Genomic DNA, 23930 nt, shown 5'->3' with positions numbered 1-23930 from the left:
GTTGCTTGTTATTGTGTTGGTTGAGATTCTTTAGGGCTGTTACGGCTTTTTAGTTAACAGCTGTTTGGGGATGGCAAAGCTCGGCAACGGCTGCGGCTTGTCATTTCTCCCTTCTTTATACGCTTTTAGCTGCATGACATAGGTCAGTACATGCGCCACGGCGACAAACAGCGGCCCTGGAATTTCCTGATCAACCCGGGTATTGAAGTAAATAGCCCGGGTCAGCGGCGGCAGGTTCATCACCTCGATATTGTGCTGCTCGGCGATTGCCTTGATGCGAAAGGCCATCTCGTCCTCGCCCTTGGCGACGACAAAAGGGGCCCCGGCCCGGCTGAGGTCATACTTGAGGGCGACAGCATAGTGGGTCGGGTTGGTCAGGATGACATCGGCGGTCGGGACCGAGTTATCAATCCGGCGGCGCGACATCTGCTGCTGGATCTGGCGGATGCGCTGCTTGACCTCCGGGCGGCCCTCGCTGTTCTTGTGCTCCTCTTTCACTTCCTGCTTGGTCATCTTGAGCTCCTTGATATGGCTCCAAAGCTGGTAGGGCATATCAATCAAGCCGATCAGCAGCACCACGATACCGAAATAAATCAGAGCCTTGATGATGTGACTGAGGGTGATCCCCATACCTTGCTCGAACGGCGCCCGCTGGGCGGCGATCAGGGTGCCGAGGTTGTTGTCGAGCAGGACATAGAGCACGATGGAGATCAGGGTGATCTTGAGAATCGACTTGACCAGTTCAACCAGCGACTTGATGGAAAAAAGCCGCTTGAGGCCAGCCAGTGGACTGATTTTGCTGAGCTTGGGCTGGATTGGCTTGAGTGCCATCACCCAGCCGCCCGGGATCATCGAGGCCAGCACCGTCATGATCAGCAGCACCATCGCCATCGGAACAAAAATGCCGGCCAGCAGCAGCACGCTCTCGCCGAGCTTGCGGGCCATGATATCGGGCTCTCTGAGCTCGGCGGCACTGAGCTGGTAGTTGATAGTAAATAACTTCTCGGCTTGCTCTGCGAGGAAGTGGCCATAGGCCCAGAGAAAGAGGGCGATGGTAATAAACAGCACCCCCACCACGAACTCCTTGGAGCGGGCAACCTGTCCTTCCCGCTTGGCTTTGCGCAGTTTCTGGGGGCTGGGCTTCTCGCTCTTGTCCTGGCTACTTTGTTGCTGGGACATACTAGTATCCTCCCATCAGGCGCATCTCGGCTAAAATTTGGTGGCACAGCTCGGCGTAAATGCCCGGCAGCCCCGAGGTTGACAGCAATACCGCGCATAGACCGAGCATCATTGACATCGGGAAGCCCAAGGCAAAGACGTTCAGCGACGGTGCGGCGCGGTTCATCACACCAAAAGTCAGGTTAACGGTCAGCATGGCAGCAATTGTGGGCAGGGCGATAGTCACCGCTGCGGTCATCATCCAACCGAACAGGTCAATCAGGCGGGCAAAGGAGGCCACATCAAAGCCGCCACCAACTGGGAAGCGGGCAAAACTCTGAACCACAATATCCACCGCAACCAGGTGGCCATCCAAGGCCAGAAACAACAGGGTCGTGAACATCAAGAAGTAGTTGCCCAGCAGGGCGACAGTGACCCCGTTGGCTGGGTCGTTCATCATTGCCATCCCCAGTCCCATTTGCATCGACATGATCTGGCCGACCATGGCCATGGCCGCAAACAGGAACTGCAAGCACATACCGAGCAGGGCGCCGATTGCCAATTGCTCACCTGCCAAAACCAAGGCTTTGAGCGAGACCGGATCAACTGCGGGCATCGGCGGCAGGAGAGGGGCACAAATCAGGGTGATCGACAGGGCTAGCAGCAGCCGGGTTCGGTTGTTGATATGTGCATTGCCGAGAAACGGCATGGTCATGAAAGCAGCCGAGATACGGAAAAACGGCCACCACAACTGGCCGGCCATCGCCGTGATCTCGGCAAAAGTGAGGTTGACCAGACTGTCAGCTAACGACATTGGCAATGGTGTGGAATAGCGAGGTGAAGAAATCACTGATGCTGCGCAGCAGCCAAGGGCCGACGAATATCAGCATCAGCAGGGTGGTGAGCAGCCTGGGCAGAAAGCTCATGGTCTGTTCATTGATCTGGGTGGTCGCTTGGAAGACCGCCACCACCAGACCCACCAGCAGGCTCGGGCCGATCAAGATGACCACCATCGAGATGATCATGTAGATAGCATCGGCATATAGGTTAGCGGTTGCTTCAACCCCCATCACAAGCCTCCGAAACTGGCTGTCAGACTACCGACGGTCATGGTCCAGCCATCGACCATGACAAATACCATTAATTTGAACGGCAGCGAGATGATCAGCGGTGACAGCATCATCATACCCATCGCCATCAGCACGCTGGCAACCACAATATCGATAATCAGAAAAGGAATGAATAGCATAAAACCGATTTGGAAAGCGGTTCTTAGCTCACTGAGCACGAAGGCCGGCATCAGCACGGCAAAGCTGATTTCATCCGGTTCGAGATCAAGCGGGTCGCCGGCTATACGCAGCATCTGCTCGAGAGAGTTTTCATAGGTTTGCGCCAGCATAAAGGCCCGAACGGGCTTTTCCGCCGTTGCGACTGCCTGCTGAAGAGTGATGTTACCCTGCTCGTAAGGCACATAAGCATCGGTATAGATAGGGTCCCAAACCGGCTTCATCAGCAGCATGGTCAGGGTGAGGCCGATGCCGATCAGAATCCGGTTTGGGGGGCTTTGCTGCAGGCCTAATGCCTGGCGAAGGATAGCCAGCACCACAATGATCCGGGTAAAGCTGGTCATCATCAGCAGCATCGAAGGCAGAAAGCTTAATGCAGTCATCAGCAGTAGGATCTGAACCTTGACCGAGTACTCCTGATTGCTGTCACCATCGAAGACCGACATAAACGCAATCCCCTGATCCGCCAATGCTTGGCCGGAGAAGCCAAGCATTAGCGCCATGAGGGGAAGGTATTTCAGCCAGGCTGGCCTCGGGTGCTTATGCGGTAACGTCATGCAGTGCATCTTCGGCAATGTCAGTAAGGCGCAGGCCGTACTTGTCGTTGACCACCACGACTTCGGCGTGGCCCAGCAGGCGGCCGTTAACCTTGACGTCCAGCGGCTCGCCATTGAGCTTGTCCAGTTCAATGACCGAGTTAGGGCCGACAGTAAGCAGCTCACCCAGGGCGATATCGGTACTGGCGACTTCGAGGGTAACCGTTACCGGGATCTGGCGGAAGAAACCAAGATCGCGCGATGCCTGCGCGGCTGCGGTATTGCCTAAGGTTTCCGAGGCTGCGGGAGTGTCGAAGATATCTGCGACATCGGCATCGATATTGAGATCGCCATCAAGGAGATGTTGGATGTTTTGCTCATTCATAGTCAGTGTTGCTCCTGAGGAGTAATGTTATCAATAACTTGCAGGACAAGATGGCCATTGCGCTCAACAATATGGGCTTGATAAAGCGGTAGCGTCCCAGCATGAACATCGACAACTTCTTGGATTTCGGTGGAAATGATGTCGCCAACGTTTAAGTTGATGACTTGATCGAGGGTCAGGGTCTGGCGGCTCAATACCGCACTGAGCCGCAGAGGAACCTGCTTGAGGTGCATTTCTCTTAGGCTCTCAACTTTGGCCGGCTCAGTCTGGGTAACGACATCCTGGGCGGTCAGTTGCAGCAGGAGATCATCATCGAGATGAAGGTGAATTTCGCCATGGCTATCTTCAATTTGGATGGCGAACTTGGCATGAAGTACCCCATTGCCGAACGTTGCCTGCTCCGGTGACACTTGCCACTGGTGGCTGATCTGGTTTAGCAGGGTAGCGGCCAGCCTGGCTTGAACCCGTTTCTCACTGGCGTTCATTGCGACAGCGTTGTTGACCGTGCTAGCACTAACCTCTGGTCCACCATTCGCGATGCCGTCCTCAGTCACCGCATCGGTGTTTCCATCAGCAAGGTCGACGGGCTCCGCTTTGTCCCGATGAGAAAAGTCCGGGGTACCACCGTAGAATGCTTCGGCAATAAGATGGATTAAAGGTTGTGAAATACTAACCAGGCACTGGCCATCAAGTTGATTATGGGTAAAACAAATAGGCTCTCTATCTTTTATTTCCTGATAGCTAACCTCCAAGCCATAGCTCAGAAGTTTGACATGGCAGTCTGTTCGGCGAGTCATGCTATTAAGCGTTTGTTCAAGCACCTTTACTGACTGAGAAATATAGGGAGATAAAGACTGTTGAGCAGCATTTAATGGCCTTCCTAATGAACGGATGTCGATAGGAAATACATTTTTTGAACTATGTATATTCCTCGGTTTAGTTTTATTCTTGCTAATGCTCGGTTTCATTAATAATCCCGAAGATATAAAAGTTAAAATTGGTTGCTGAATATGCTCAGTTATTTGCATGTATCGATTAGGCGGTTATTTCTAGCAGCATTGGCTCAACATTTCAAATGCTTGAAAAAGTTTGTCAAAACAAAGCAAATTAAATTTATTAAATGAAAAACGAGAAAAATAATGAATCAAGATCACAAAAACATTTAGTTTTTATATAGGAGTAAAATTTCACCTGTCTTGAAAGTGTGCGCTACTGCATGCTTTTTCAGCTTGTTTGTTCTTGTTTGGTTGCTGAGTTGTTTTGCTTGGTTGGGGTTTGTTTGTTTTGTGTTAAATTTGGCTTGTTGTAACAAAACCTGAAATTGTGATCTTAAGCCAATCAAAATAAATGGCCTAGATTACTGCCTAGTAAATCAATTAAATGCTGCCTAATATCCATTCGTAATGTCTTGCTTTATTGACAAATATAATAATTAAGGTGCTTTGTTGCATATGGATTGTGCAAATTAATAGCAATGACACTTTTGTAAGCATTTTTATCCATACTTGTTATCAAGTTGGAATAAGTATTTTTTACCAGTTAGGCAATATGTTTTATATGAAAGCAATCAAATCAACAGCAATGCTTTCTTTGTTAGTTTTTTTATCAACTAGTGCTCAGGCAAAAAACATTCAAGCGCCGTTGGATAAAGTGGATTGGCAATTCTCAGGAGATCGCTTTTCTTGCAAATTAACAAAGGAACTCAAGTTTGATGGCAGTGTTGCGTTTATTGCAAACTCTGCTCAACCCTATTCAGTCTCATTTGCGAGTACCCAGCGACCTTATTTTGTCGATGAGGTGAAACTCAGCGTCAATTTTTCGCCGTGGGAGCTGGACCCGGAAACAACAACCTTGCTCAATGGCCACGTCGTGGAACCACACGGGCTTGATTTTAGCGGCTCAGAAGCGCTCCACTATTTGCTTAATGAAATGGAGAAAGGGGCCTGGGCACAAATCAAGGTTCGCTATAACCAGCATCAGGAAGAGAAAGTATGGGATATCCCATCAGTTAATTTTGCCGACTCATATCAAGATTTTAAGTCTTGTGTTGCGGCGCTGCTGCCGATGGGTTACGAGCAGGCAAAAGACAATACATTTTTCTTCTCAAGTAGTGAGACTATGCTGGTGGACGAGCAGCGACAGACGCTCAGTGAGATTGCGCGGTATATCCGCTACGACCAGCGCATCGCGGCACTGTTGATCGATGGTCATACCGACCTAACCGGAACATCACTGGATAATCTCTGGCTTTCTCGGCAGCGTGCCCAAGCCATTGCTGATGAATTGGTGGCTATGGGGATCGATCGTCAGCTCATTCAGCTGCGCGCTCATGGCCAGCGTTATCCCGTAGCTCAAGGAACTGGGGCAAGCGCCAACCAGCAGAACCGCCGTGTGCAGTTACGAATCGTCAAGGAGGGGGTATGAAAGCGGGCAATGTGATTTTTGCTCATCGTTGTCTGGTTCACGCAGCAGCAGCCATCAAGATCCTCAGTGCTGAAGGGTATCAGGTGTCTAACGTGGCAACGGCAGCAGATGCCATTGCCAAGTTAAGTGAACACCCTGGGAGCCTATTGTTCATTGCCGATAACCTTGCGGATATGGGGATGCTCGAGACCATTAAGCAGGTGAAGCAATCGCAGCCGAACACCATGGTCGTGGCCATTGTTGATTATCAGCAGAGCAAGTTAGCCAGTGATGCAATACAGGCTGGGGCCGATGATTATCTGCTGCAGCCTTACCAGTCAGAGCAAATTATCGCTCTGATGAAGCGCAATAAGACGGTTCAGTCTCCACAGCGTGATGTTGTGGCCAGCAGCCGACGCAGTCTTCAGGTGCTGCAAATGGCCCACCGAGCGGCGCAAACCGATGCCACGGTGTTGATCACCGGAGAGTCCGGTACCGGCAAGGAAGTGCTGGCGCGGTATGTTCACGATAACTCACCTCGCAGCACTGGCCCGTTTGTTGCCATTAACTGTGCGGCGATCCCTGAGAGTATGCTGGAAGCGGTGCTGTTCGGTCATATCAAAGGGGCCTTTACCGGGGCAACTCACAGCCAAGCCGGTAAGTTTGAAGAGGCTAACGGTGGCACTTTGCTGCTGGATGAGATAGGTGAAATGCCCCCGGCCTTGCAGGCCAAATTGCTGCGTGTACTGCAGGAGCGCCAGGTCGAGCGGCTGGGGAGTCACCGTTCGATTGCACTGGATATCCGGGTCATAGCCGCCACCAATGTGGATCTGCAGCAGGCGGTTGCCGAGCGACGATTCCGCCAGGATCTCTATTACCGGTTAGATGTGCTGCCATTGCAATGGCCGCCACTGCGTGATCGCCGGGAAGATATTTTGCCGCTGGCCGAGCACTTTATTCGCAAGCTCAATGCCGGTTGTATGGCGTCTTGTAGTCTTTCGCCAGAAGCCCAGCAGGTCCTGTTGCGTTATAGCTGGCCGGGCAATATCCGTGAGTTGGAGAATACCATCCAGCGTGCGTTGGTGATGCGCCACGGCCACTGGATCACGGCACAGGATCTGATGCTCAATGACATGCTGAGTTCCATGGTGGAAGGGGCGATCACCGAGGTGGTGGAAGATGCCAAGCACGCCCTCAAGCAAAGCCGAAAGAACGCCGAGCACCAATTTATTCTTGAAACCCTTGCTCGCTTCAATGGCAAGCGTAACGACACCGCAGAAGCGCTGGGGATGTCGACCCGTGCGCTGCGATACAAGATTGCTGCCATGCGTGAGCAGGGGATCAATATCGACTCTTACATTCATCAATCAGGCACTGCGGCATAAGGACGGACACGATGTCGAATCAAATTTCAATGATGCAGAACGAGATGCTGCAGCGCATGGAGGTTATGCGTTCGCAGGCCCAGGCCGGCTCTCAGGTCTCGGTGAATCTTTCGCATCCCCCAACCGGTACTTTTCAGACGGCAATGCAACAAGCCGTGCGTCGGGTAGATAACCAGCAGCATATTGCTCATCAGATGACGACGGATGTGGATGCCGGGCGTTCTGATGACTTGGTCGGCGCGATGGTCGCCAGCCAGAAAGCCAGTATTTCTTTTTCAGCATTGACACAGGTAAGGAATAAGATCCTGGCTGCCTATGACGATGTACTGAAGATGCCTCTGTAGTGAGAAAAAAATGAGTACAACAGTAGCTGAAAATCCAGAACAGGCACCATCAAATAAATGGCTGTCATATAAAGAGAAGATCCAACAACGTTTGGACGGTAAGTACAAAAACGTAGCCCTTATCACTGCGTTGGCGGTACTGGTATCGATGTTTATCGTGGTGGCGATGTGGACCCAGACCAGCCCTTACAGGCCGCTGTATGGTACCCAGGAGCGTTACGATAATAGCGAGATCCTATCGGTGCTTGAACAGGAAAAAATCAAGTTCCAGCTGGATACCCAGTCAGGCCAGATCCAAGTGCCGGCGAACCGTTTGGCCGATGCCAGGATCCTCCTCGCAGCGCGCGGCGTAAAGGCCAAGTTACCGGAAGGGCTGGAGATCCTGGATCGTAGCTCTGGTCTTGGTACCAGTCAGTTTATTGAAAATGCCCGTTACCGCCAGGGGCTGGAAGGTGAGCTGGCGCGTACCATCTTGGCTATCCGTGCGGTGAGCCATGCTCGGGTGCACCTGGCCATCCCCAACCGAACCTTGTTTGTGGGGATCAACGAAGAGAAGCCTTCGGCGGCGGTGATGCTCGAGCTGGAGCCAGGCATGCAGCTGGACCAGCCTCAGGTGGAAGCGATCGTCAATTTGGTCAGCGGTAGCATCACTGGAATGGCAACCGATGCGGTATCGGTGGTCGATCAGCACGGCAATCTGCTGAGTGCCGATTTAGCGTTGGGCAAGCAGTCTCAGATCAATGTGCGTTTCCATGAGCTGCAGCAGCGGGTGGAGCGTGACATTGTTCGCCGGGCGGGCGATATGCTGGCTCCATTGCTGGGTGTCGGTAACTTCCGAGTCCAGGTTGCGGCGACGCTCAACTTTGATCAAACCGAAGAGACCCATGAATCGATTGATAGTGATCCGGTGCTGCGAACAGAGTTCACCAAGCAAGACAATACCCAGGGGCAGTTGGCAATCGGGATCCCGGGGGCGCTGAGCAATCAGCCGACGGGAGAAGAGGGCAGCACAAACAATGAAACACGAAATGAGCGTGCCGAGTTAAGCCGCCAGTACGATGTGGGCCGTAAGGTTCGCCATACCCGCCACGCCCAGGGGGGGATCGAAATGTTATCCGTCTCAGTGTTGCTCAACGACAATGTTCAAGAACAAGGTTGGCAACAAGCACAGTTGGAGCAAATAGCTCAAATGGTTAAAGATTCCGTTGGATTTGTCGCTGAACGAGGAGATCAGTTCAGCTTGCATGCCTTTAATTTCGCCCGAGCGGTAGAGACCGTCCCGGTTGACACCCCGTGGTGGCACGATCAGCAGCTGCTGATGCTGGCGAAATATGGCGTTTACGCCCTCCTGGGCTTGTCATTCATTATTCTGGTGTTGCGCCCGTTGGTGAAGGCATTGCAACGTCCTGCGCCGATGAGCACGGCACTGGCCACCACCTCGGCTGGGATTGAAATGGCGACAGGCGAGAGTCAGAGCAGTGCTGAGCCGGTTGCTGCGTTCAAGTCTGCCAATATCCCCCCTGCTGGGGGAAGCGAGCAGGATCTGGCTGATGCACTACTCGATTCAATTGCTCAGGGCGGTATGGTGGCAGAGGAGAGCCCGACAGCATCCTCTGAAGAGTTCGATTTTGACCTGTCGACGCTGCCACCTCCGGGATCCGAGCTTGAGGTACAGGTGAAGCACCTGCAGAAATTGACAGAAGTTGAGCCAGAGCGTGTCGCAGAAGTTATCAAGAAGTGGGTGAATAGCAATGAGTCTAAGTAATTTTAGCCACCTGGCAGACGGTGAAGTGCTGCTAGAACCAATGGAACAAACCGCGATCTTGCTGCTCAGTATGGGTGAGGAGTCGGCCTCTCAGGTGATGCGCCATATGTCTCGTGATGAGCTGCTTAAAGTCAGCCATGCCATGGCTCAGCAACCGGCTATTCGCAGTGTCGAGGCTCGCTTTGTGTTGCAGGGCTTCTTTGAAGAGTTCCGCGCCCAGTCGGGCATCAGCGGGGCATCGCGCCCGTTCTTGCAGCGTACCTTGGACAAAGCATTGGGTGGCCGACTGGCCCGTAATCTGCTCGATACCATTTACGGTGACGAGATCCGGACCTCGATGCAGCGCTTACAGTGGATAGAGCCCAAGCAGCTTGCCAAATTTTTGAAGAATGAGCACATCCAGATGCAGGCGGTCTTCATCGCCTTCCTGCCACCAGACATCGCTTCCCAGGTTCTGGTTGAGCTGTCGCAGGATGAACAAAAGGACGTGCTGCGCCGGATAGCGGTGCTGACCGAAGTCAGCAGAGAAGTGGCCGTCGAGCTGCAGGATCTGGTCGACCGTTGCATCGACTTCCTGGCTGAGAATTCGGGCGCGGTCATTGAAGGCGAAAAACAGGTTGCCGATATCATCAACCGCTTCACCGGGGATCAGCTCAGCCTGATGACCGCCCTTGAAGAACAAGATACCGAGCTGGCAGAGCGACTCAAGAATAAAATGTACGAGTTCTCTATTCTTACCCGCCAGCCGGAAGCCGTTCGCTTGCGGATCCTCGAGGAGATCCCAACCGATCTGTTGGCGATGGCACTGAAAGGCTCCGATGCCTCCCTGCGCAAGTCACTGCTTGCTATTTTGCCGCGTCGTATGCAGCAGTCAATGGAAGGGGAAATTGCCCAGCTTGGCAAAGTATCCTTGCGCCAGGTGCAAGAAGCCCGTTCGGAAATCATGGATTATGTGCGTGAGCTCAATGAGTCCAAGGTGATCAGCCTGCAGCTATATCAAGAGACGACGGTGGAATAGAGATGTTTAGACGAAATAAGATCATGCGCCTGCAACCCAGTCAGTTTCGCAGCCATCGCTTTCCGCCTTTGGTTGACCCTACGACTTTAGCGCAGTCTCCGTTGTCGACACACCCTCAGAAGGGGATGGATTTTGGCGAAGAAATGGAGAATGGTTTTGATGACGGCCTGGGCTTGGGTGATGAGTTCGGTATGGATGACCTGGGTTTTGATAACTTGGCGATGGACGAATTTGGCCTCGATGCAATGACCGAAGATGCCCGGTTGTTGGCCGGAATGGACGAAGCTCCGCAACTTAGCGATTCTGCTGAAAAACCGGATCAGCGCGAAGACTTCCAGGCCCAGTTTAACCAGGGGTTCCAGCAGGGGATGACCCGCGGCCATGAAGAGGGACTGCAGCAAGGGATCGAACAGGGCCAGCAGCAAGGTTTCGAGCAAGGGTTGCTGCAAGGCCGCGAGCAAGGTGTGGCGCAGGGTATTGAGGAAGGTCAGGCCCAGTTTGTCCAGGCGACCCAGCCTTTTGCCCGCGTGTACCAGCAGGCGGCTGAGCTTTTTGCTGAACACGAACGCCGCCAGCGCGAGCAGGTGTGCGAATTGGTACAGAAGGTCGCCCAGCAGGTGATCCGCTGTGAGTTGGCACTTCAGCCTCAGCAGATCTTGGCCCTGGTTGACGAAACACTCGAAAGTTTGCCGGGTGAGCCGTTGGGCCTGAAAGTGAAAATGGCCAAGGAAGAGTTTACTCACCTAGAGAAAGTGGCCAGCGACAAAATCAGCGAATGGAACATTGTCTGTGACGACAGTCTACGCCAGGGCGAATGTCGAGTGGTGACCAAAAATGCCGAGGCCGATGCCGGATGCGAGCAGCGCCTTGAGACTTGCATGGCGGCGGTAAAGGGGCACCTGCTTGATGAGCAAGTGGTGGTGGAAGGCAATAGCGAAGCCGACTCCGCGGGCAGTGAGCAAGCCAGCTCGACCGATCAGACGAGTGGAGCGATCAGGCAGGCATCATGAGCAACATAATCGATTACCGCCTGGAGCAAGCACTGGCCTCACTCGATTCTGTCCCGGTGGCGAAAGTCACCGGGCGATTGGTGAAAGTGACCGGCCTGATGCTAGAAGCGGTGGGGTGCCGGCTGCTGACCGGTCAGCGCTGCCTGGTGGAAACCGGCAACGGCACCAAGATTGAGGCGCAGACCGTCGGGTTCAACCGGGATGTTGCTTATCTGATGCCCGTCAGCAATGCCTCTGGCTTGTTTTCTGGCGCCAAGGTTTGGCCTCTTGACGGCGAGAGCCAGATCCGTATCGGACCGCAGTGGCTTGGCCGGGTGCTCAATGGGTTGGGTGAGCCTCTTGATCGTTTGGGGCCCGTGCTGGGCCAAGATGACATTAGCCTCGAAAGCGAAAACATTAACCCGATGTCACGGCGGCCGATTGATGGAGCGCTGGATGTCGGGATCAGAGCCATCAATAGCCTGCTGACCCTGGGCAAAGGCCAGCGGATAGGCCTGTTTGCCGGCAGCGGGGTGGGCAAAAGTGTTCTGTTGGGCATGATCACCCGCCAGACCAGTGCCGATGTGGTGGTGGTCGGCCTGATCGGTGAGCGTGGCCGCGAAGTGAAGGAATTTATCGAGCACTCTCTGGGCCCGGAAGGGTTGGCACGGGCGGTGGTGATTGCCGCACCGGCTGATGAATCCCCCTTAATGCGCCTTCGGGCTTCTCAGCTTTGCCACCGGGTTGCGGAGTACTACCGCGATCAGGGCAAGGATGTGTTGCTGTTGATGGACTCGTTGACCCGCTTTGCCATGGCACAGCGGGAAATCGCCCTCGCGTTGGGCGAACCACCTGCGACCAAGGGGTATCCGCCATCGGTATTTAGCATGTTGCCGCAACTGGTTGAACGGGCAGGTAACAGCGCCTCGGAGCAGGGCAGCATGAGTGCCATCTATACCGTGCTCACGGAAGGGGATGACCAGCAAGACCCTATTGCCGACAGTGCCCGGGCAATCCTTGATGGCCATGTGGTCCTCAACCGCCAGCTGGCAGAGGCTGGGCACTATCCGGCCATTGATATCTCCCAGTCGATATCCCGTACCATGCCACAGGTGGTGAGCAAGGAGCAGCTTGGCTATGCGATGCGCTTCAAGCGGCTTTACAGCCGTTACCAGGAGGTTCGCGAGCTGATCCCGCTGGGTGGATACCAGCCGGGTAATGATCCGGAAATGGATCAGGCGGTGATGGCTCATCCCAAACTGGTGGCCTTCCTGCAGCAGGCAATGGATGAAAAGGCTGACTGGGAAACCGTAAATGGTCAAATGACCCAGTTGATACAGGAGCTAAACCTTGGCTAGGCAATCAAAAGCATTGGCGCGTTTTCGCCAGTTAAGGCAAGACGAGCTGGAAAAAATGGGGCAGCAGTACCAGCAAAAGCAGCAGGACTGTGCCCGCCATCAGGAAAAGCTGGAACAGCTCGATGCGCTTTACGACTCGTGTCAGGTAGTCGCAGGGGAGACGGGGCTGGCTTGGGCCAATCGCTTTGCCCTTCGCGATCACCTTAAGCACCTGACTGACATCCAGACCCAAACCCTGGCCCTCTCACAATCGGAGCAGGCGAGTTTGAAGCAGCATGTTGCCCGCCAGCATGTGAAGGTCAAGAGCTTGGACTGCGTGATTGAAAAGCGCCGCCAGCAACATCAGCAGTTGGCGACAAGGAGCGAGCAGAAGTTGATGGATGAAATGGCGATGCAGCGGTTTATCCGCGCCAATTATTAACTGGCACAACCCGCTTAAAAAAAGCACCCCAGGCATTACTGTGGTGCTTTTTTTATTGGTTGCGAAAAGCTAAGGCCAGGAGTGGTCTGGAAGGGGAGGGCTTATGCCGGCTGGTAGGTCGCATCATTGTCAGGGTGAAGCACTTGGGTCAGGATGTCTTGCTGCATCATCAACAGGCGGCTGTTGCGCTCGTTCTGTGCCATGCAGGTGTGAACCAGTTCCTTGAGTTTTTGCCATTTGCCACTGACGGGGTGACGGTATTGGCTCGGCAGGGCGGCGATCAGGCGATTGATACTATCAGGGGAGCTATCCATACCCAGTTGGTTGAGCAACCGCGTCCGTTGCTCCGCACGTAGCTGTAATTGCTGGAGTAAATGCTGATGGGGCTCGGCCATCGCCGTGAGCTTATCACCATTGCGGTGCAGCATGTTGTAATGCTGCACCTTCAATAGCTGATAAAGCTGCTGGTAATCAGATAAGTCATTGTGGATATCTTGAATAAAGCGCTTGATTATTGATATTGATTTTTGGCTCATGGTATTCAACTTACGAGGTGTAAACCGGGCATTAATTTAATGCCGATTAATTAATCGCGGCGGTGCGCACCGCGGATACTGGCTGCTAACCCGTCCAAGTCGACCTCGTAATTTCCGCTGGCCAGCAAGGTTCGGATTTCATTGACCTTCGCCATATCGACATCAGGGATGCGCTTAAGCTCCTGCTGGAGGCTGTCCAGGCTTTGGGCTTGGGCGCTGACACCGGCACTTGCCTTGGTCACTTGCGATACCGGTGCTGGTGACTTGGAAACTGGGTGATTGTTGGCCTCTTCTGAGGTTTTTGGTGCTTGGTTTTGGACCGCAGGCGCTAGCTGCAAACTCGCTTTGGTTGACTCGATCATGGCAAATTCCTGACTGTTTCTCCGATACTTTTGTTAAGCGACCAACCGGGCTAGATGATTAAATCAATTTAGAAAAGTGTAGTTACCAGGCCTGGCTTGGTAATCGCAGCTTTGATCACTTTGCCGGAGCTGGTATTTCTGACCCGTATCTGTTGGTCGCCATACCCCCCCTCCAATGCGATCCCCGGCATGGTCGCGCTAAATTCTCCGTTGCTGGCTTGGATGATCACTTTGTCCCCGGCAGCAACCAGGTAGGCCGGACTCAGGTGAGAGGGGGAGAGTTGTTGGCCTCGGCGAATTTGCCGCAAGGCGCGCTGGCCGAGATAGCCTTTGGGCGAGGCAATGAACTCGCGGTTGATGGTGGCGATGTTGGTGGCTTTGAGGGTGATGTCCTCGGCGTTGAGCACCGCATCTTTACTGACGGTACGGGCAGCAAAAGCAACCGGCACGGTGACATTGACATCGGCTTGGACCGTCAGCTGCCAAGAGTCCGGTTGCGGGCAACTGACCGCAAATCGCAAGCGGCCTGCCGGATAGCGGCGCCGGTCTATACGCTCAATATCAAGCGCAGAGGGGCATTCGACCAAGCGGTGGCTACCGCTTGGCAGCCGCAGCGTGATCTCTGGTGTCGCCGGTGGCCAGCGGTGTAGTTTTGCCGCGTGGTTGACTGCCCTTTCTATCGCCTGCGAGACCTGGCGCATTATCTGGGCCTCGGCAGGGGCGGGTGATTTTGGCTTGGCTGGCTCCCCCGCTCTGCTGGCGAGCGACAGGGTGAGTAGCAAGGCGATGAGTGCTGAGTGACGGGGTATCTCGATCATTTTGTCCTTTTTTTTCTGTTGCCATTGGTGCCTTCCTGATAGCGGAACGGCTTCCGCTTCGTTGTTTCCGCTCACCTTCCTGCAACGGAAGTGTCACTTCCGCCTTGAGTGGTTTGGTATTTTTTGTTTTTAAAAATCAATGATTTAAAAGTTGGCACGTTATTTGTTAGTAACTGGTCAGCTTAAGACCTCTTGCAATCAAGGACACCAAATGGGGATCAGTTTTGACAAAGCCCTCGGGATTCACCCGCACACTTTAAACCTTCGCGGCGAGCGTGCCAAGGTGCTGGCCGGTAACCTGGCCAATGTGGATACACCGGGGTTCAAAGCGCGAGATTTTGATTTTCAGGCCGCGATAGCATCCGTGGAAGCGCAAAGTCTGGGAGGGCAGGCACCGGCACAAACGGCACCGGCGCTGCAATACCGTAACCCTTACAACAACTCGATGGATGGCAATACCGTTGAGCTGGGGGTGGAGCAGGCGCACTATGCCCAGAACGCTATGGATTTTGAAACCAGCCTGACTTTTTTGAACATGAAATTTAAAGGGCTGGCGACAGCTATTCAAGGACAGTAATTCATTATGTCATTCAGTGAGATTTACCAAATAGCCGGCTCGGCAATGACAGCGCAGACGCTTCGTCTCAACACCATCGCCAGTAACCTGGCCAATGCGGATGCGGCCTCCACCACCGAAGCGGGCACTTACCGCAGCCGCAAGCCGGTGTTTTCGACTGTGTATGAAAACAGCCAGTTCCAGGCCAACCAGCGCGCCGGCGCCCGGGTGCAGATTGTCGATGTGGTACCGGTTGAAGGGGAGCTGGTACGTCGCTATGAACCAAGCAACCCGATTGCCGATGACGATGGCTACGTGTTCTACCCTAACGTGGATGTGGTGTCGGAAATGGCCGATATGATGTCGGCGTCACGCAGCTTTGAAACCAGTGTCGATGTCCTCGGGCGTGCGCGCAGCATGCAGCAGGGCCTGTTAAAACTCGGACAGTGAGGATAAGCCGATGAGTACTCCCTATGTGACCAGCAGCAGCGGCACGACAACAACGGGTCAGGACCCGATTGCCAGCAATGGCCAGCAGGACAACACTTTCTTGACCCTGATGATTGCCCAGATCCAGAACCAGACACCGCTTGATCCGCTGGATACCACCCAGTTCATGACCCAGATGGCGCAGATGACCCAGGTCGAGACGATGCAGAACATGAACGGTACGGTTCTCAACCAAATGGTACTGCTCGACAACATCCAGGTGCTGACCACAGCCGGTATGGTCGGTCAGGATGTCCGGGTGACCACGGATAGTCTGGAGTTGGCAGGCAAACCGCTCGATGCGGTCATTGAGCTCGACAGCACGGTCGATGATCTCAAGGTGGAGATCCGCAACGATGCCGGTGAGCTGGTGCACACCATCGAGCTGGGCGCGAACAGTGATGGTGAAGTGGCGTTTGTCATTGATCCTAAAGCTATGGGCCTTAAAGACGGCCAATATGATCTCACTGTGGTGACAAACGATAGCGACTACAAGCCCGATGTCATGGTGGCCGGCAAGATTGAGAAGATGCGAATTCCACCGGGCGGCGGCTCACCGGAGTTCCTGATTGCCGGTGTTGGTTATGTGCCGTTTTACAATGTTAACCAGTACGGTGAAAGCCAGGGTTCAGCCTCTCAGTCTCCGGAACCCACTCCCTTATTTACGTTGGCTGGCCGCCGATAGCGGTTTGCAAAAATCTAGGTTAGAAGAGAAATAATAATGAGCTTTAACATTGCAATGAGTGGGCTAAACACCACCTCTCAGGAATTGAACACCATTAGTAACAACATCGCTAACGTCTCGACTGTTGGCTTCAAGTCATCGCGTGCTGAATTCTCGGCATTGATGAACGGCGGCATGGGCGGCGGTGTTGAATTGGCCAGCCTGTCCCAGTCCTTCAACGAAGGGGGCTTTAGCATGACCGGCCGCACCACTGACCTAGCGATTGGTGGCAATGGCTTCTTTGTCCTGCAGGGCGAAGACGGTGCCTACACCTACAGCCGCGCCGGTATGTTCAACCAGGACAAGGACAATTTCCTGGTCAACAGCGCAGGTCTTCGTCTGCAGGGCTACACCACCGACAACAACGGCAACCTGCTGACCGGTACGGTCGGGGATATTCAGGTCAAAACCGGTTCGGTGGCGGCGAAAGCCACTGACCGTGTCGATTTCTCCGCCAATCTGGATGCGGGGGCCAGCATCATTGTCGACGAGAACGGTGATCGTATCCCGTTCGACCCGGAAGACAGCGACAGCTTCAATTCTTCCTATACCACCACGGTCTTTGATTCGCTGGGCAATGAGCACACCCTGACCCAGTACTTTGTCAAGACCGGCGAAAACGAGTGGGAAGTGCACTACGCCATGAACGGCGAGGTGATGGAAAACGAAAGCGGCCAGGCTTTGCAATTCGATGAAAGCGGCAAGCTGGTTGACCCTACCGGCAATATCAACCTGACCTATGCGCCAGAAGGGGCCGCGGAGATGAATATTGCTCTGTCGATGACTGGATCGACCCAGTTCGGCAGCGAGTTTGCCGTATCGACCAACCGCAGCAACGGCCATACCTCCGGCGAGCTGACCGGGATCTCCATTGATGACAGCGGCATGGTCTTTGCCAATTACAGCAATGGCGAGCAGATGCTGCAGGGCCAGATCGTGCTGGCAGACTTCCCGAACAGCGGCGGTTTGATGCAGGTGAGTAACACCGGTTGGTCGGCAACCCAATCCTCAGGCCAGCCGCTGATCGGGGTTCCGGGCTCGGGCACATTGGGCGGTCTTTACTCGGGGTATATCGAAGAGTCGAATGTTGACTTGACCGGTGAGCTGGTGGGCTTGATGACAGCACAGCGTAATTACCAGGCCAATGCCCAGTCTCTGTCCACCCAGCAGCAGCTGACTCAAGTGCTATTTAACATGTAAGGGCTGATGCGTGGATCGTTTTATTTATACCGCGGCAAGCGGTGCTGGGCGGGTCTTCAATGCTCAGCAAGTACGCGCCAATAACCTGGCCAATATCAACACCCATGGTTTCCGTGCTGACATGGAGCGTGCCCAGGCGTTTGCCGTGCAGGGCAGCGGTTTTGACACCCGGACCATGGTCGAGGCCCAGTCGGCGGGGACGCGTTTTGATGCGGCCGAACTGCAAACTACCGGGCGCGAGCTCGACTTGGCGATCCGTGGCGAGGGCTTTTTTACGGTCCGCCTGCCGGAAGGCGAGGAAGCCTATACCCGCTCGGGGGCAATAGAGCGCTCCGAGAACGGGGACCTGATGATCGGCGGGCTGCCGGTGCTCGCTGACGGCGGCGACGTGATGAACGTCCCGTTGTACAGCAGCATTGAGTTCGGTGATAACGGGCTGATCAATATTGTGCCGGAAGGTGAGGCCTTGGCGGTTGAAGTTGGCCGGTTGAAGTTGGTCAACCCCGAAGTGCAGGATCTGTCCAAGTTGGAAAACGGCCTGTTCGTGACCAACGGCCGCCAGCCGCTCAATGATGACGAGACCGTGAAGATGGTGTCGGGCTTTCTCGAGCAAAGTAACGTGGTTGCTGTGGAGGAAATGGTGGCATCTATGCAGCTGAGCCGCAATTTCGAAATGCAGCTGAAGATGATGCAGACCGCAGAAAAATTAGCAGAAGCAGGCAACCGCCTGATCAGAGCGTAAAGGATAAAAGATGAACGCAGCACTATGGATCAGCAAAACAGGCTTGGCCGCCCAAGATACCAAAATGGCGACCATTTCCAACAACCTTGCCAACGTCAATACGGTCGGCTTTAAGCGCGATCGCGTGGCGTTTGAAGATCTGTTCTACCAGATCCAGCGCCAGCCGGGTGCCATGGCCGATGAAGTCAACGAGTTGCCAAGTGGTATTCAGCTGGGGTCTGGTGTCCGTGTGATCGGTACCCAGAAAGTCTTCACCGAAGGCATGTACCAAACGACCAACCAGAGCCTGGATATTGCCATTGACGGCCAGGGCTTTTTCGAGCTGGAAACCCCTGACGGTGAGCAGGCCTTTACCCGCAATGGTCAGTTCCACCTTAACTCCGACGGCCTGATTGTGAATGCCCAGGGCCTGCCGTTGGCCCAGCAAATCCAAGTGCCGCAGGATGCTGAGACGATCACTATCGGTCGCGATGGCATTGTGTCGGCCAAGATTGCCGGAGATGAAATGCCGCAGGAAATCGGGCAGATCACCCTGGCGAACTTTATCAATCCGGCCGGTCTCGAAGCCTTGGGTGGCAACATGTTCCGCGCCACTGCATCGAGCGGCGAGGTGATTGACGGTATTGCTGGTGAAGGGGCCTTTGGCCAGATCAAACAGGGTGTCCTGGAAGGCTCGAATGTGCAGGTTGTCGAGGAGATGGTGGATATGATCACCACCCAGCGCGGCTACGAGATGAATGCGAAGGCGCTGTCATCGTCGGATGAGATGTTGCAGTACATTTCCCAGGTACTGTAAGCCATGGCAGGACTGACGAAGGATAATATTACCCAGCGGTTGGGGGCATGGCTGGCAGCCATGCTTCTGGCGGGGTGTTCATCAACCCCTTCATTGATTGATGAGCGCCCGGCCCCCGATGATCTGGACTATGCGCCGCCGATGCTTGATTACTCGCTGCCGGATGCCCGCAGTGGTTCCGTTTACCGTGACGGCTATATGTGGACCTTGTTTCAGGATCGCCGCGCCTACCGGGTCGGTGACATGCTGACGGTCTCGCTGGATGAAGACACCCGCTCGAGCAAGCAGGCCAATACCAATTTTGGCAAGAATGCCAGCGGCGGCTTGATGGGCAGCTTTTCCACCAACTCCAGCAGTGGCAGTGCCAGCGGGGATATTTCGGGCAACCGAGATTTTCGTGGCAGCTCGGCCAGCTCCCAGCGCAATTCCTTGAGTGGTTCCATTACCGTCATGGTGCACCAAGTATTGCCAAACGGGGTATTGCGTATCAAAGGGGAGAAATGGATCCGCCTTAATCAGGGAGATGAATTCATCCGCCTTGATGGCCTGGTACGGGTCGATGACATCGACAACGGCAACCAGATTTCTTCCCAGCGTATCGGTGATGCGCGGATTACTTACTCCCAAAGCGGGGTGTTGGCAGATGCCAACGAAGCGGGCTGGTTGACCAAGCTGTTTGTCAATCCGCTGTTCCCAATCTAGCGAGGCATTATGTTTAAGCAACTTATCATACTACTGACGATGCTGGTCGTGCCTTTCTTGTTTGTCGATGCTGCCCATGCGCAAGTCAACGAGCGTCACTTGATTGACCTGGTTGATATTCAGGGGCTGCGGGAAAACCAGCTGATCGGTTACGGCCTGGTGGTAGGTTTGGATGGTACTGGTGACCGTAACCAGGTGAAGTTTACCAGCCAGTCTGTCACCAATATGCTGCGCCAGTTCGGTTTGCAGCTTCCCGACAATATCGACCCTAAGCTGCGTAATGTGGCCGCGGTGAGCGTCCATGCCTCTATTCCTCCGTTGGCAGGGCCGGGGCAAACCATCGATGTCACCGTATCGTCGATCGGTGATGCCAAGAGCCTGCGGGGCGGCAGTTTGGTGATGACACCGCTGCGGGCAATCGACGGGCAGATCTACGCGGTGGCCCAGGGCAACTTGGTTGTAGCCGGGGTCAAGGCCGAGGGCCGTTCGGGTTCGAGTATCACCGTTAACGTGCCTACTACCGGGCGTATTCCAGGTGGTGCGATTATTGAGGAAGAAATCCCATCGGATTTCATCACCCAGCCAAAAGTCACCCTGAACCTGCTGCGTCCGAATTTTACCACTGCCCGTAATATTTCTCGCCAGATCGACGAGGTGTTTGGCCCGGATACGGCGGTGGCGATCAGCAATGCTCGGGTCGAGGTCTTTGCGCCGCAGGATTTTGAACAGCGGGTGATCTTTATGTCGATGCTTGAAGATATGACGGTCGATATTGGTCGCCAGCGCGCGCGGGTGGTGTTCAACAGCCGCAGCGGAACTGTGGTGGTCGGCAATGGGGTCCGGATTGGCCGGGCTGCGGTAAGTCACGGCAATCTGACGGTGACGATTGCCGAGTCGTTCAACGTTAGCCAGCCTAATGCCTTTGGCCGCGGTAACACCGTTGTGACCCCGGAGAGTGACATCGATATCAATCATGAGCGCAATCCGATGTTCATCTGGCCGGAAGGGGTTGAGCTGGAAACGATTGTTTCAGCCGTCAACAGCCTCGGGGCTTCTCCCGATGACCTGATCGCTATTCTGCAGGCCCTGCATTCTTCTGGGGCATTGGATGCCGAACTGGTCGTGATTTAAGGATACCCATGACAGTAACTGTTTTACCGGTCAATACCATGGCGCTTCAACCCATGGCGACCAGCCGAATTGCGGCGAACTCCCATATGGGCACGGTCACCACCTTCGACAGCCGTCAGTTGACCGGGTTGAAAGGGAGTGAGGATCCGCAGCAGGCCATCCAAACGGTGGCTGAGCAGTTTGAGTCCCTGTTTTTGCAGATGGTCCTGAAACAGATGCGCAAAGCGAGCGAAGCACTCAATAGCGATGATGACAATGCCTTGTTCGGCAGCCGTGAGCACAAGACCTACCAGGAATTTTTCGATGGCCAGGTGGCCATCGAAATGTCGAAAAGCCAGCTCGGCCTGGCGGAAGTGATTGTCCGTCAGCTGGGGGGGGATTCGGCGTTTAAGGAAGCCGGGCATGAGGTCGCTTTAACTTCAAGTAAGGCAGAGCAAGCTCCGGTTGCGGGCAGCGCATTCAGCCAGTCTTTGCTGCATTTTAACCGTGGGGACTCCAACGTATGAGTTTGATGAATATCGGTTTGTCTGGGATCCAGGCCAGCCAAGTGGGCATGAACGTCACCGCCCAGAATGTTGCCAATATCAACACCCCGGGCTATAGCCGCCAGCAGGTACACCTGTCGGCGGTGGGCTCGACCAGCATGAGTATGAAAGATGCCGGCAACGGTGTCTCGGTCAGCTCGATCCGCCGGGTCACCGACCAGTACCAAACCAACCAGATCTTTCGTGCCGGCTCGATGCTGGGGGCCACCTCAACCTCTGCCCAGCAGTTAAAGCGCTTGGAAACCCTGCTGTCAGGGGACTCGATGGATCTGAGCCAGGGCTTCGACAGCTTTTTCTCGGCCCTCAATGGTGCCAGCGTGTCACCGTATGGTTCGGCCCACCGCACCCAGATCATCAGTGAAGCGGAAGCCCTGAGCAACCGCTTCAACCAGCTCAATAGTTCGCTCGATGGCCAGTACAACGATTTGTCGCAGCAGCGCAGCAGCGCGGTATCTCAGGCCAACAGTTTGCTTGGCAACATCAGCAAGCTCAACGAAGAAATTCGTAAGGGCGAGGCAACAGGTGCTAACACCTCGGCGCTGCAGGACGAGCGGGACGTGTTGATTGCCGAGCTGTCGGAAATCGTCGACGTCCGTATTACCGATGCCGGTGACGGTACGCTCAACATTGCTCTGCCAAACGGGCAGCCGCTGGTGATGGGCAACCAAGTCGCCCAGTTCAGCTTGGAGTCGGATCCCAACAACCCGCGCGGCGATGTGCTGTCGCTGTCGTTCAACGATCAGAACTTCCCGCTTGATGATGATATCGGCGGTAAGCTCGGGGCGCTGGCCGAATACGAAAAGGATGTTCTTATCCCGACCCAGGCTGCGATCAATGACATCGCTTCTGAGTTTGCCCAGGCGTTTAATGATCAGTTGGCCCAGGGTTTTGATCTCAACGGCGAGCCGGGTAAACCACTGTTTGTGTTCGATCCGGAAAACCCTGCTGCAACCATGTCAATCAACCCGGACTTCAAGCCGGAAGATCTGGCACTTTCCGGCGACGGGACCCCGGGCAATACCGACAACCTGATGAAGCTGATCGAGATTAAAGATCAGGAGTTCGAGATTGGCCACCTGGGCTCGCAGACTTTGGGCAGTGCGTTCAACTCCCTGCTGGGGGATATTGCGGTGAAAAGCCGTCAGGCGCAGTCCGATCACGATGCCGCCAGCAATATCTACTTGCAGGCAACGATTGAGAAGTCGGCGACCAGCGGGGTTAACCTCGACGAGGAAGCCGTGAGCTTGATGATGTACCAGCAAGCCTATCAGGCCAACCTGCAAGTGATTAACGCCTCTAACCAGGTGTTCGCCTCTATCATGCAGTTGTTCTAAGGAGTTAGCAATGCGCGTAAGTACCAATCAATACAGCCAGATGATGTCTGGCAGCCTCAGCCAGAACTCTTTGGGCATAAACAAGATCATGCAGCAGATGGCAACCGGCAAGCGTCTGCTGGTTCCTTCTGATGATCCGATGGCCTCGACACGGGTGATGAGCCTCAAACGTGAGCAGGCGTCGATTGGCCAGTACCTGGGCAATATCGAGCAGGCCGACGTGGCGCTCAAGAAGCAGGAAACCTACCTGAGCAGTGCGGTGGATGTCCTGCACCAGATGCGCGATTTGATGTTGTGGGCCGGTAACGATACCAATGGCCCGGATGAGCGGGCAGCCATGGCCAATGAGCTTGAGCACTTGCAAGACAGTTTGGTGAGCCTGGTCAATGCCAAGGATGAAAACGGCAAGTACATTTTCTCGGGCAATGAGGTCAATACCCAGCCACTGGTCAAAGATGATGACGGTAACTGGATTTACCAAGGTGATACCGGTGTGCGCGAGGTGGTAGTGGGCGATGGGGTGACGATTCAGCTCAACGTCAATGCCGAGGATATGTTTTTCTCGGGCGGCACGGATATCTTCAACCAGCTGGATGAGTTAGTGGTCGCGCTGCGTGACCCTGGCTATGACTTGGCGGCAAGCGATATTATTGAACGTAGTGTCGACGTGCTGGACGAGACCTTGATGTCAGTGTCCGGTACTGTGACCAGCCTCGGTAGCCGGCAGAACTCCTTGACGACCATGCAAGATGGCCACAGCGAGGTCGAGCTGTTCAACAATGACTTGATTGGCCAGCTGGAAGATCTTGATTACGCCGATGCCATGGTGCAGTACAACAATTATCTGTTGGCACTGCAGGCCACCCAGGCGACCTATGTCAAGACCGCCAGCCTGTCACTGTTTAGTATTATGTAATAGTTACTCTGCCGGTGAGCCCGGCAGGGTG

General features: G+C 54.4%; 28 protein-coding genes. 19 read left to right on the top strand and 9 right to left on the bottom strand.

Features of this window, described 5'->3' with window-relative positions; translation table 11 throughout:
• Positions 1 to 39 precede the first annotated feature (39 nt).
• The 6 genes from flhB to C9J03_RS21200 are packed head-to-tail and all read right to left on the bottom strand — an operon-like array spanning position 40 to position 4162.
• Complete coding sequence (gene flhB / locus C9J03_RS21225; protein WP_044622681.1) at positions 40 to 1179, bottom strand: flagellar biosynthesis protein FlhB; 1140 nt, start codon at positions 1177 to 1179, stop codon at positions 40 to 42.
• Between the two features lies 1 nt (position 1180).
• Positions 1181 to 1972, bottom strand: coding sequence for a flagellar biosynthetic protein FliR (fliR, locus tag C9J03_RS21220; RefSeq protein ID WP_044622682.1), 792 nt, complete (start codon positions 1970 to 1972; stop codon positions 1181 to 1183).
• On the bottom strand, positions 1959 to 2228 hold the full coding sequence (gene fliQ / locus C9J03_RS21215; protein ID WP_044622683.1) for a flagellar biosynthesis protein FliQ: 270 nt from the start codon (positions 2226 to 2228) through the stop codon (positions 1959 to 1961). Before fliQ ends, fliR begins: the two co-directional genes overlap by 14 nt.
• Positions 2228 to 2947, bottom strand: a complete 720-nt coding sequence (fliP, locus tag C9J03_RS21210; RefSeq protein ID WP_231569045.1) for a flagellar type III secretion system pore protein FliP — start codon at positions 2945 to 2947, stop codon at positions 2228 to 2230. Before fliP ends, fliQ begins: the two co-directional genes overlap by 1 nt.
• 37 nt (positions 2948 to 2984) lie before the next feature.
• Complete coding sequence (gene fliN, locus C9J03_RS21205) at positions 2985 to 3365, bottom strand: flagellar motor switch protein FliN (protein ID WP_039463649.1); 381 nt, start codon at positions 3363 to 3365, stop codon at positions 2985 to 2987.
• A gap of 2 nt (positions 3366 to 3367) precedes the next feature.
• On the bottom strand, positions 3368 to 4162 hold the full coding sequence (locus tag C9J03_RS21200) for a FliM/FliN family flagellar motor switch protein (protein ID WP_044622684.1): 795 nt from the start codon (positions 4160 to 4162) through the stop codon (positions 3368 to 3370).
• Positions 4163 to 4823: 661 nt separating this feature from the next.
• Here C9J03_RS21200 and C9J03_RS21195 point away from each other — a divergent pair.
• Genes C9J03_RS21195 through fliJ form a run of 8 tightly spaced genes read left to right on the top strand, consistent with a single transcriptional unit; the run spans position 4824 to position 13048 of the window.
• On the top strand, positions 4824 to 5789 hold the full coding sequence (locus tag C9J03_RS21195) for a MotY family protein (RefSeq protein WP_146149098.1): 966 nt from the start codon (positions 4824 to 4826) through the stop codon (positions 5787 to 5789).
• The gene (locus tag C9J03_RS21190; RefSeq protein ID WP_044622686.1) at positions 5786 to 7153 is read left to right on the top strand and encodes a sigma-54-dependent transcriptional regulator; all 1368 of its coding nucleotides are present in this window, start codon (positions 5786 to 5788) and stop codon (positions 7151 to 7153) included. The genes C9J03_RS21195 and C9J03_RS21190 overlap by 4 nt, the downstream gene beginning before the upstream one ends.
• Positions 7154 to 7164: 11 nt before the next feature.
• On the top strand, positions 7165 to 7497 hold the full coding sequence (gene fliE / locus C9J03_RS21185; RefSeq protein WP_052260783.1) for a flagellar hook-basal body complex protein FliE: 333 nt from the start codon (positions 7165 to 7167) through the stop codon (positions 7495 to 7497).
• A 10-nt stretch (positions 7498 to 7507) separates the two neighbouring features.
• Positions 7508 to 9262: a flagellar basal-body MS-ring/collar protein FliF gene (fliF, locus tag C9J03_RS21180; protein WP_044622687.1), complete on the top strand. Its 1755-nt coding sequence runs from the start codon at positions 7508 to 7510 to the stop codon at positions 9260 to 9262.
• The gene (locus C9J03_RS21175; protein ID WP_044622688.1) at positions 9249 to 10280 is read left to right on the top strand and encodes a FliG C-terminal domain-containing protein; all 1032 of its coding nucleotides are present in this window, start codon (positions 9249 to 9251) and stop codon (positions 10278 to 10280) included. The genes fliF and C9J03_RS21175 overlap by 14 nt, the downstream gene beginning before the upstream one ends.
• 2 nt (positions 10281 to 10282) lie before the next feature.
• A complete protein-coding gene (gene fliH / locus C9J03_RS21170; protein ID WP_082060577.1) occupies positions 10283 to 11290 on the top strand; it encodes a flagellar assembly protein FliH in 1008 nt (335 codons plus the stop codon).
• Positions 11287 to 12627, top strand: coding sequence for a flagellar protein export ATPase FliI (gene fliI / locus C9J03_RS21165; protein WP_039463636.1), 1341 nt, complete (start codon positions 11287 to 11289; stop codon positions 12625 to 12627). Before fliH ends, fliI begins: the two co-directional genes overlap by 4 nt.
• On the top strand, positions 12620 to 13048 hold the full coding sequence (gene fliJ, locus C9J03_RS21160; RefSeq protein ID WP_039463633.1) for a flagellar export protein FliJ: 429 nt from the start codon (positions 12620 to 12622) through the stop codon (positions 13046 to 13048). Before fliI ends, fliJ begins: the two co-directional genes overlap by 8 nt.
• 101 nt (positions 13049 to 13149) lie before the next feature.
• Here fliJ and flgN read toward each other — a convergent pair whose 3' ends face one another.
• The 3 genes from flgN to flgA form a co-directional block, all read right to left on the bottom strand.
• Positions 13150 to 13584 (bottom strand): flagellar export chaperone FlgN, encoded by a 435-nt coding sequence (gene flgN / locus C9J03_RS21155; protein WP_052829720.1) that lies wholly within the window; start codon positions 13582 to 13584, stop codon positions 13150 to 13152.
• Positions 13585 to 13634: 50 nt separating this feature from the next.
• A complete protein-coding gene (gene flgM / locus C9J03_RS21150; protein WP_052260781.1) occupies positions 13635 to 13946 on the bottom strand; it encodes a flagellar biosynthesis anti-sigma factor FlgM in 312 nt (103 codons plus the stop codon).
• 68 nt (positions 13947 to 14014) lie between these two features.
• Positions 14015 to 14764: a flagellar basal body P-ring formation chaperone FlgA gene (flgA, locus tag C9J03_RS21145; RefSeq protein WP_044622689.1), complete on the bottom strand. Its 750-nt coding sequence runs from the start codon at positions 14762 to 14764 to the stop codon at positions 14015 to 14017.
• Between the two features lie 211 nt (positions 14765 to 14975).
• Here flgA and flgB point away from each other — a divergent pair, with 211 nt between their 5' ends.
• From flgB to flgL, 11 genes are read left to right on the top strand one after another with little or no spacing between them, the layout of a single operon-like run.
• Positions 14976 to 15341, top strand: coding sequence for a flagellar basal body rod protein FlgB (gene flgB, locus C9J03_RS21140; RefSeq protein WP_039463625.1), 366 nt, complete (start codon positions 14976 to 14978; stop codon positions 15339 to 15341).
• A gap of 6 nt (positions 15342 to 15347) precedes the next feature.
• Positions 15348 to 15770, top strand: a complete 423-nt coding sequence (gene flgC, locus C9J03_RS21135) for a flagellar basal body rod protein FlgC (RefSeq protein ID WP_044622690.1) — start codon at positions 15348 to 15350, stop codon at positions 15768 to 15770.
• 10 nt (positions 15771 to 15780) lie between these two features.
• Positions 15781 to 16494, top strand: a complete 714-nt coding sequence (locus C9J03_RS21130; protein ID WP_052829721.1) for a flagellar hook capping FlgD N-terminal domain-containing protein — start codon at positions 15781 to 15783, stop codon at positions 16492 to 16494.
• A gap of 36 nt (positions 16495 to 16530) precedes the next feature.
• Positions 16531 to 17733 (top strand): flagellar hook protein FlgE, encoded by a 1203-nt coding sequence (flgE, locus tag C9J03_RS21125; RefSeq protein WP_044622691.1) that lies wholly within the window; start codon positions 16531 to 16533, stop codon positions 17731 to 17733.
• 10 nt (positions 17734 to 17743) lie between these two features.
• Positions 17744 to 18475, top strand: coding sequence for a flagellar basal body rod protein FlgF (locus C9J03_RS21120; RefSeq protein WP_044622692.1), 732 nt, complete (start codon positions 17744 to 17746; stop codon positions 18473 to 18475).
• Positions 18476 to 18485: 10 nt separating this feature from the next.
• The gene (gene flgG / locus C9J03_RS21115; protein ID WP_039463612.1) at positions 18486 to 19271 is read left to right on the top strand and encodes a flagellar basal-body rod protein FlgG; all 786 of its coding nucleotides are present in this window, start codon (positions 18486 to 18488) and stop codon (positions 19269 to 19271) included.
• Positions 19272 to 19274: 3 nt separating this feature from the next.
• On the top strand, positions 19275 to 19973 hold the full coding sequence (gene flgH / locus C9J03_RS21110) for a flagellar basal body L-ring protein FlgH (RefSeq protein ID WP_052829722.1): 699 nt from the start codon (positions 19275 to 19277) through the stop codon (positions 19971 to 19973).
• A 39-nt stretch (positions 19974 to 20012) separates the two neighbouring features.
• Positions 20013 to 21104: a flagellar basal body P-ring protein FlgI gene (locus C9J03_RS21105; protein ID WP_231580726.1), complete on the top strand. Its 1092-nt coding sequence runs from the start codon at positions 20013 to 20015 to the stop codon at positions 21102 to 21104.
• A gap of 8 nt (positions 21105 to 21112) precedes the next feature.
• Entirely contained in the window at positions 21113 to 21610 is a 498-nt protein-coding gene (locus C9J03_RS21100; protein WP_052260779.1) for a rod-binding protein, read from the top strand.
• Positions 21607 to 22983: a flagellar hook-associated protein FlgK gene (gene flgK, locus C9J03_RS21095; protein WP_044622694.1), complete on the top strand. Its 1377-nt coding sequence runs from the start codon at positions 21607 to 21609 to the stop codon at positions 22981 to 22983. The genes C9J03_RS21100 and flgK overlap by 4 nt, the downstream gene beginning before the upstream one ends.
• Positions 22984 to 22993: 10 nt before the next feature.
• Positions 22994 to 23899 carry a flagellar hook-associated protein FlgL gene (gene flgL, locus C9J03_RS21090; protein ID WP_044622695.1) on the top strand — a complete coding sequence of 302 codons (906 nt, stop codon included), beginning with the start codon at positions 22994 to 22996 and terminating at the stop codon, positions 23897 to 23899.
• Positions 23900 to 23930 lie beyond the last annotated feature (31 nt).

It is taken from the genome of Photobacterium gaetbulicola (assembly GCF_003025515.1).
Lineage (GTDB): Bacteria > Pseudomonadota > Gammaproteobacteria > Enterobacterales > Vibrionaceae > Photobacterium > Photobacterium gaetbulicola.
This window is presented reverse-complemented; position numbering and strand designations above follow the sequence as displayed.

Coding starts and splice junctions, on each gene's coding strand:
- flhB (WP_044622681.1), bottom strand. CDS start 1,179: ATGTCCCAGCAACAAAGTAGCCAGGACAAGAGCGAGAAGCCCAGCCCC.
- fliR (WP_044622682.1), bottom strand. CDS start 1,972: ATGTCGTTAGCTGACAGTCTGGTCAACCTCACTTTTGCCGAGATCACG.
- fliQ (WP_044622683.1), bottom strand. CDS start 2,228: ATGGGGGTTGAAGCAACCGCTAACCTATATGCCGATGCTATCTACATG.
- fliP (WP_231569045.1), bottom strand. CDS start 2,947: ATGGCGCTAATGCTTGGCTTCTCCGGCCAAGCATTGGCGGATCAGGGG.
- fliN (WP_039463649.1), bottom strand. CDS start 3,365: ATGAATGAGCAAAACATCCAACATCTCCTTGATGGCGATCTCAATATC.
- C9J03_RS21200 (WP_044622684.1), bottom strand. CDS start 4,162: ATGACTCGCCGAACAGACTGCCATGTCAAACTTCTGAGCTATGGCTTG.
- C9J03_RS21190 (WP_044622686.1), top strand. CDS start 5,786: ATGAAAGCGGGCAATGTGATTTTTGCTCATCGTTGTCTGGTTCACGCA.
- fliE (WP_052260783.1), top strand. CDS start 7,165: ATGTCGAATCAAATTTCAATGATGCAGAACGAGATGCTGCAGCGCATG.
- fliF (WP_044622687.1), top strand. CDS start 7,508: ATGAGTACAACAGTAGCTGAAAATCCAGAACAGGCACCATCAAATAAA.
- C9J03_RS21175 (WP_044622688.1), top strand. CDS start 9,249: ATGAGTCTAAGTAATTTTAGCCACCTGGCAGACGGTGAAGTGCTGCTA.
- fliH (WP_082060577.1), top strand. CDS start 10,283: ATGTTTAGACGAAATAAGATCATGCGCCTGCAACCCAGTCAGTTTCGC.
- fliI (WP_039463636.1), top strand. CDS start 11,287: ATGAGCAACATAATCGATTACCGCCTGGAGCAAGCACTGGCCTCACTC.
- flgN (WP_052829720.1), bottom strand. CDS start 13,584: ATGAGCCAAAAATCAATATCAATAATCAAGCGCTTTATTCAAGATATC.
- flgM (WP_052260781.1), bottom strand. CDS start 13,946: ATGATCGAGTCAACCAAAGCGAGTTTGCAGCTAGCGCCTGCGGTCCAA.
- flgA (WP_044622689.1), bottom strand. CDS start 14,764: ATGATCGAGATACCCCGTCACTCAGCACTCATCGCCTTGCTACTCACC.
- flgB (WP_039463625.1), top strand. CDS start 14,976: ATGGGGATCAGTTTTGACAAAGCCCTCGGGATTCACCCGCACACTTTA.
- flgC (WP_044622690.1), top strand. CDS start 15,348: ATGTCATTCAGTGAGATTTACCAAATAGCCGGCTCGGCAATGACAGCG.
- C9J03_RS21130 (WP_052829721.1), top strand. CDS start 15,781: ATGAGTACTCCCTATGTGACCAGCAGCAGCGGCACGACAACAACGGGT.
- flgE (WP_044622691.1), top strand. CDS start 16,531: ATGAGCTTTAACATTGCAATGAGTGGGCTAAACACCACCTCTCAGGAA.
- flgG (WP_039463612.1), top strand. CDS start 18,486: ATGAACGCAGCACTATGGATCAGCAAAACAGGCTTGGCCGCCCAAGAT.
- flgH (WP_052829722.1), top strand. CDS start 19,275: ATGGCAGGACTGACGAAGGATAATATTACCCAGCGGTTGGGGGCATGG.
- C9J03_RS21105 (WP_231580726.1), top strand. CDS start 20,013: ATGCTGGTCGTGCCTTTCTTGTTTGTCGATGCTGCCCATGCGCAAGTC.
- C9J03_RS21100 (WP_052260779.1), top strand. CDS start 21,113: ATGACAGTAACTGTTTTACCGGTCAATACCATGGCGCTTCAACCCATG.
- flgK (WP_044622694.1), top strand. CDS start 21,607: ATGAGTTTGATGAATATCGGTTTGTCTGGGATCCAGGCCAGCCAAGTG.
- flgL (WP_044622695.1), top strand. CDS start 22,994: ATGCGCGTAAGTACCAATCAATACAGCCAGATGATGTCTGGCAGCCTC.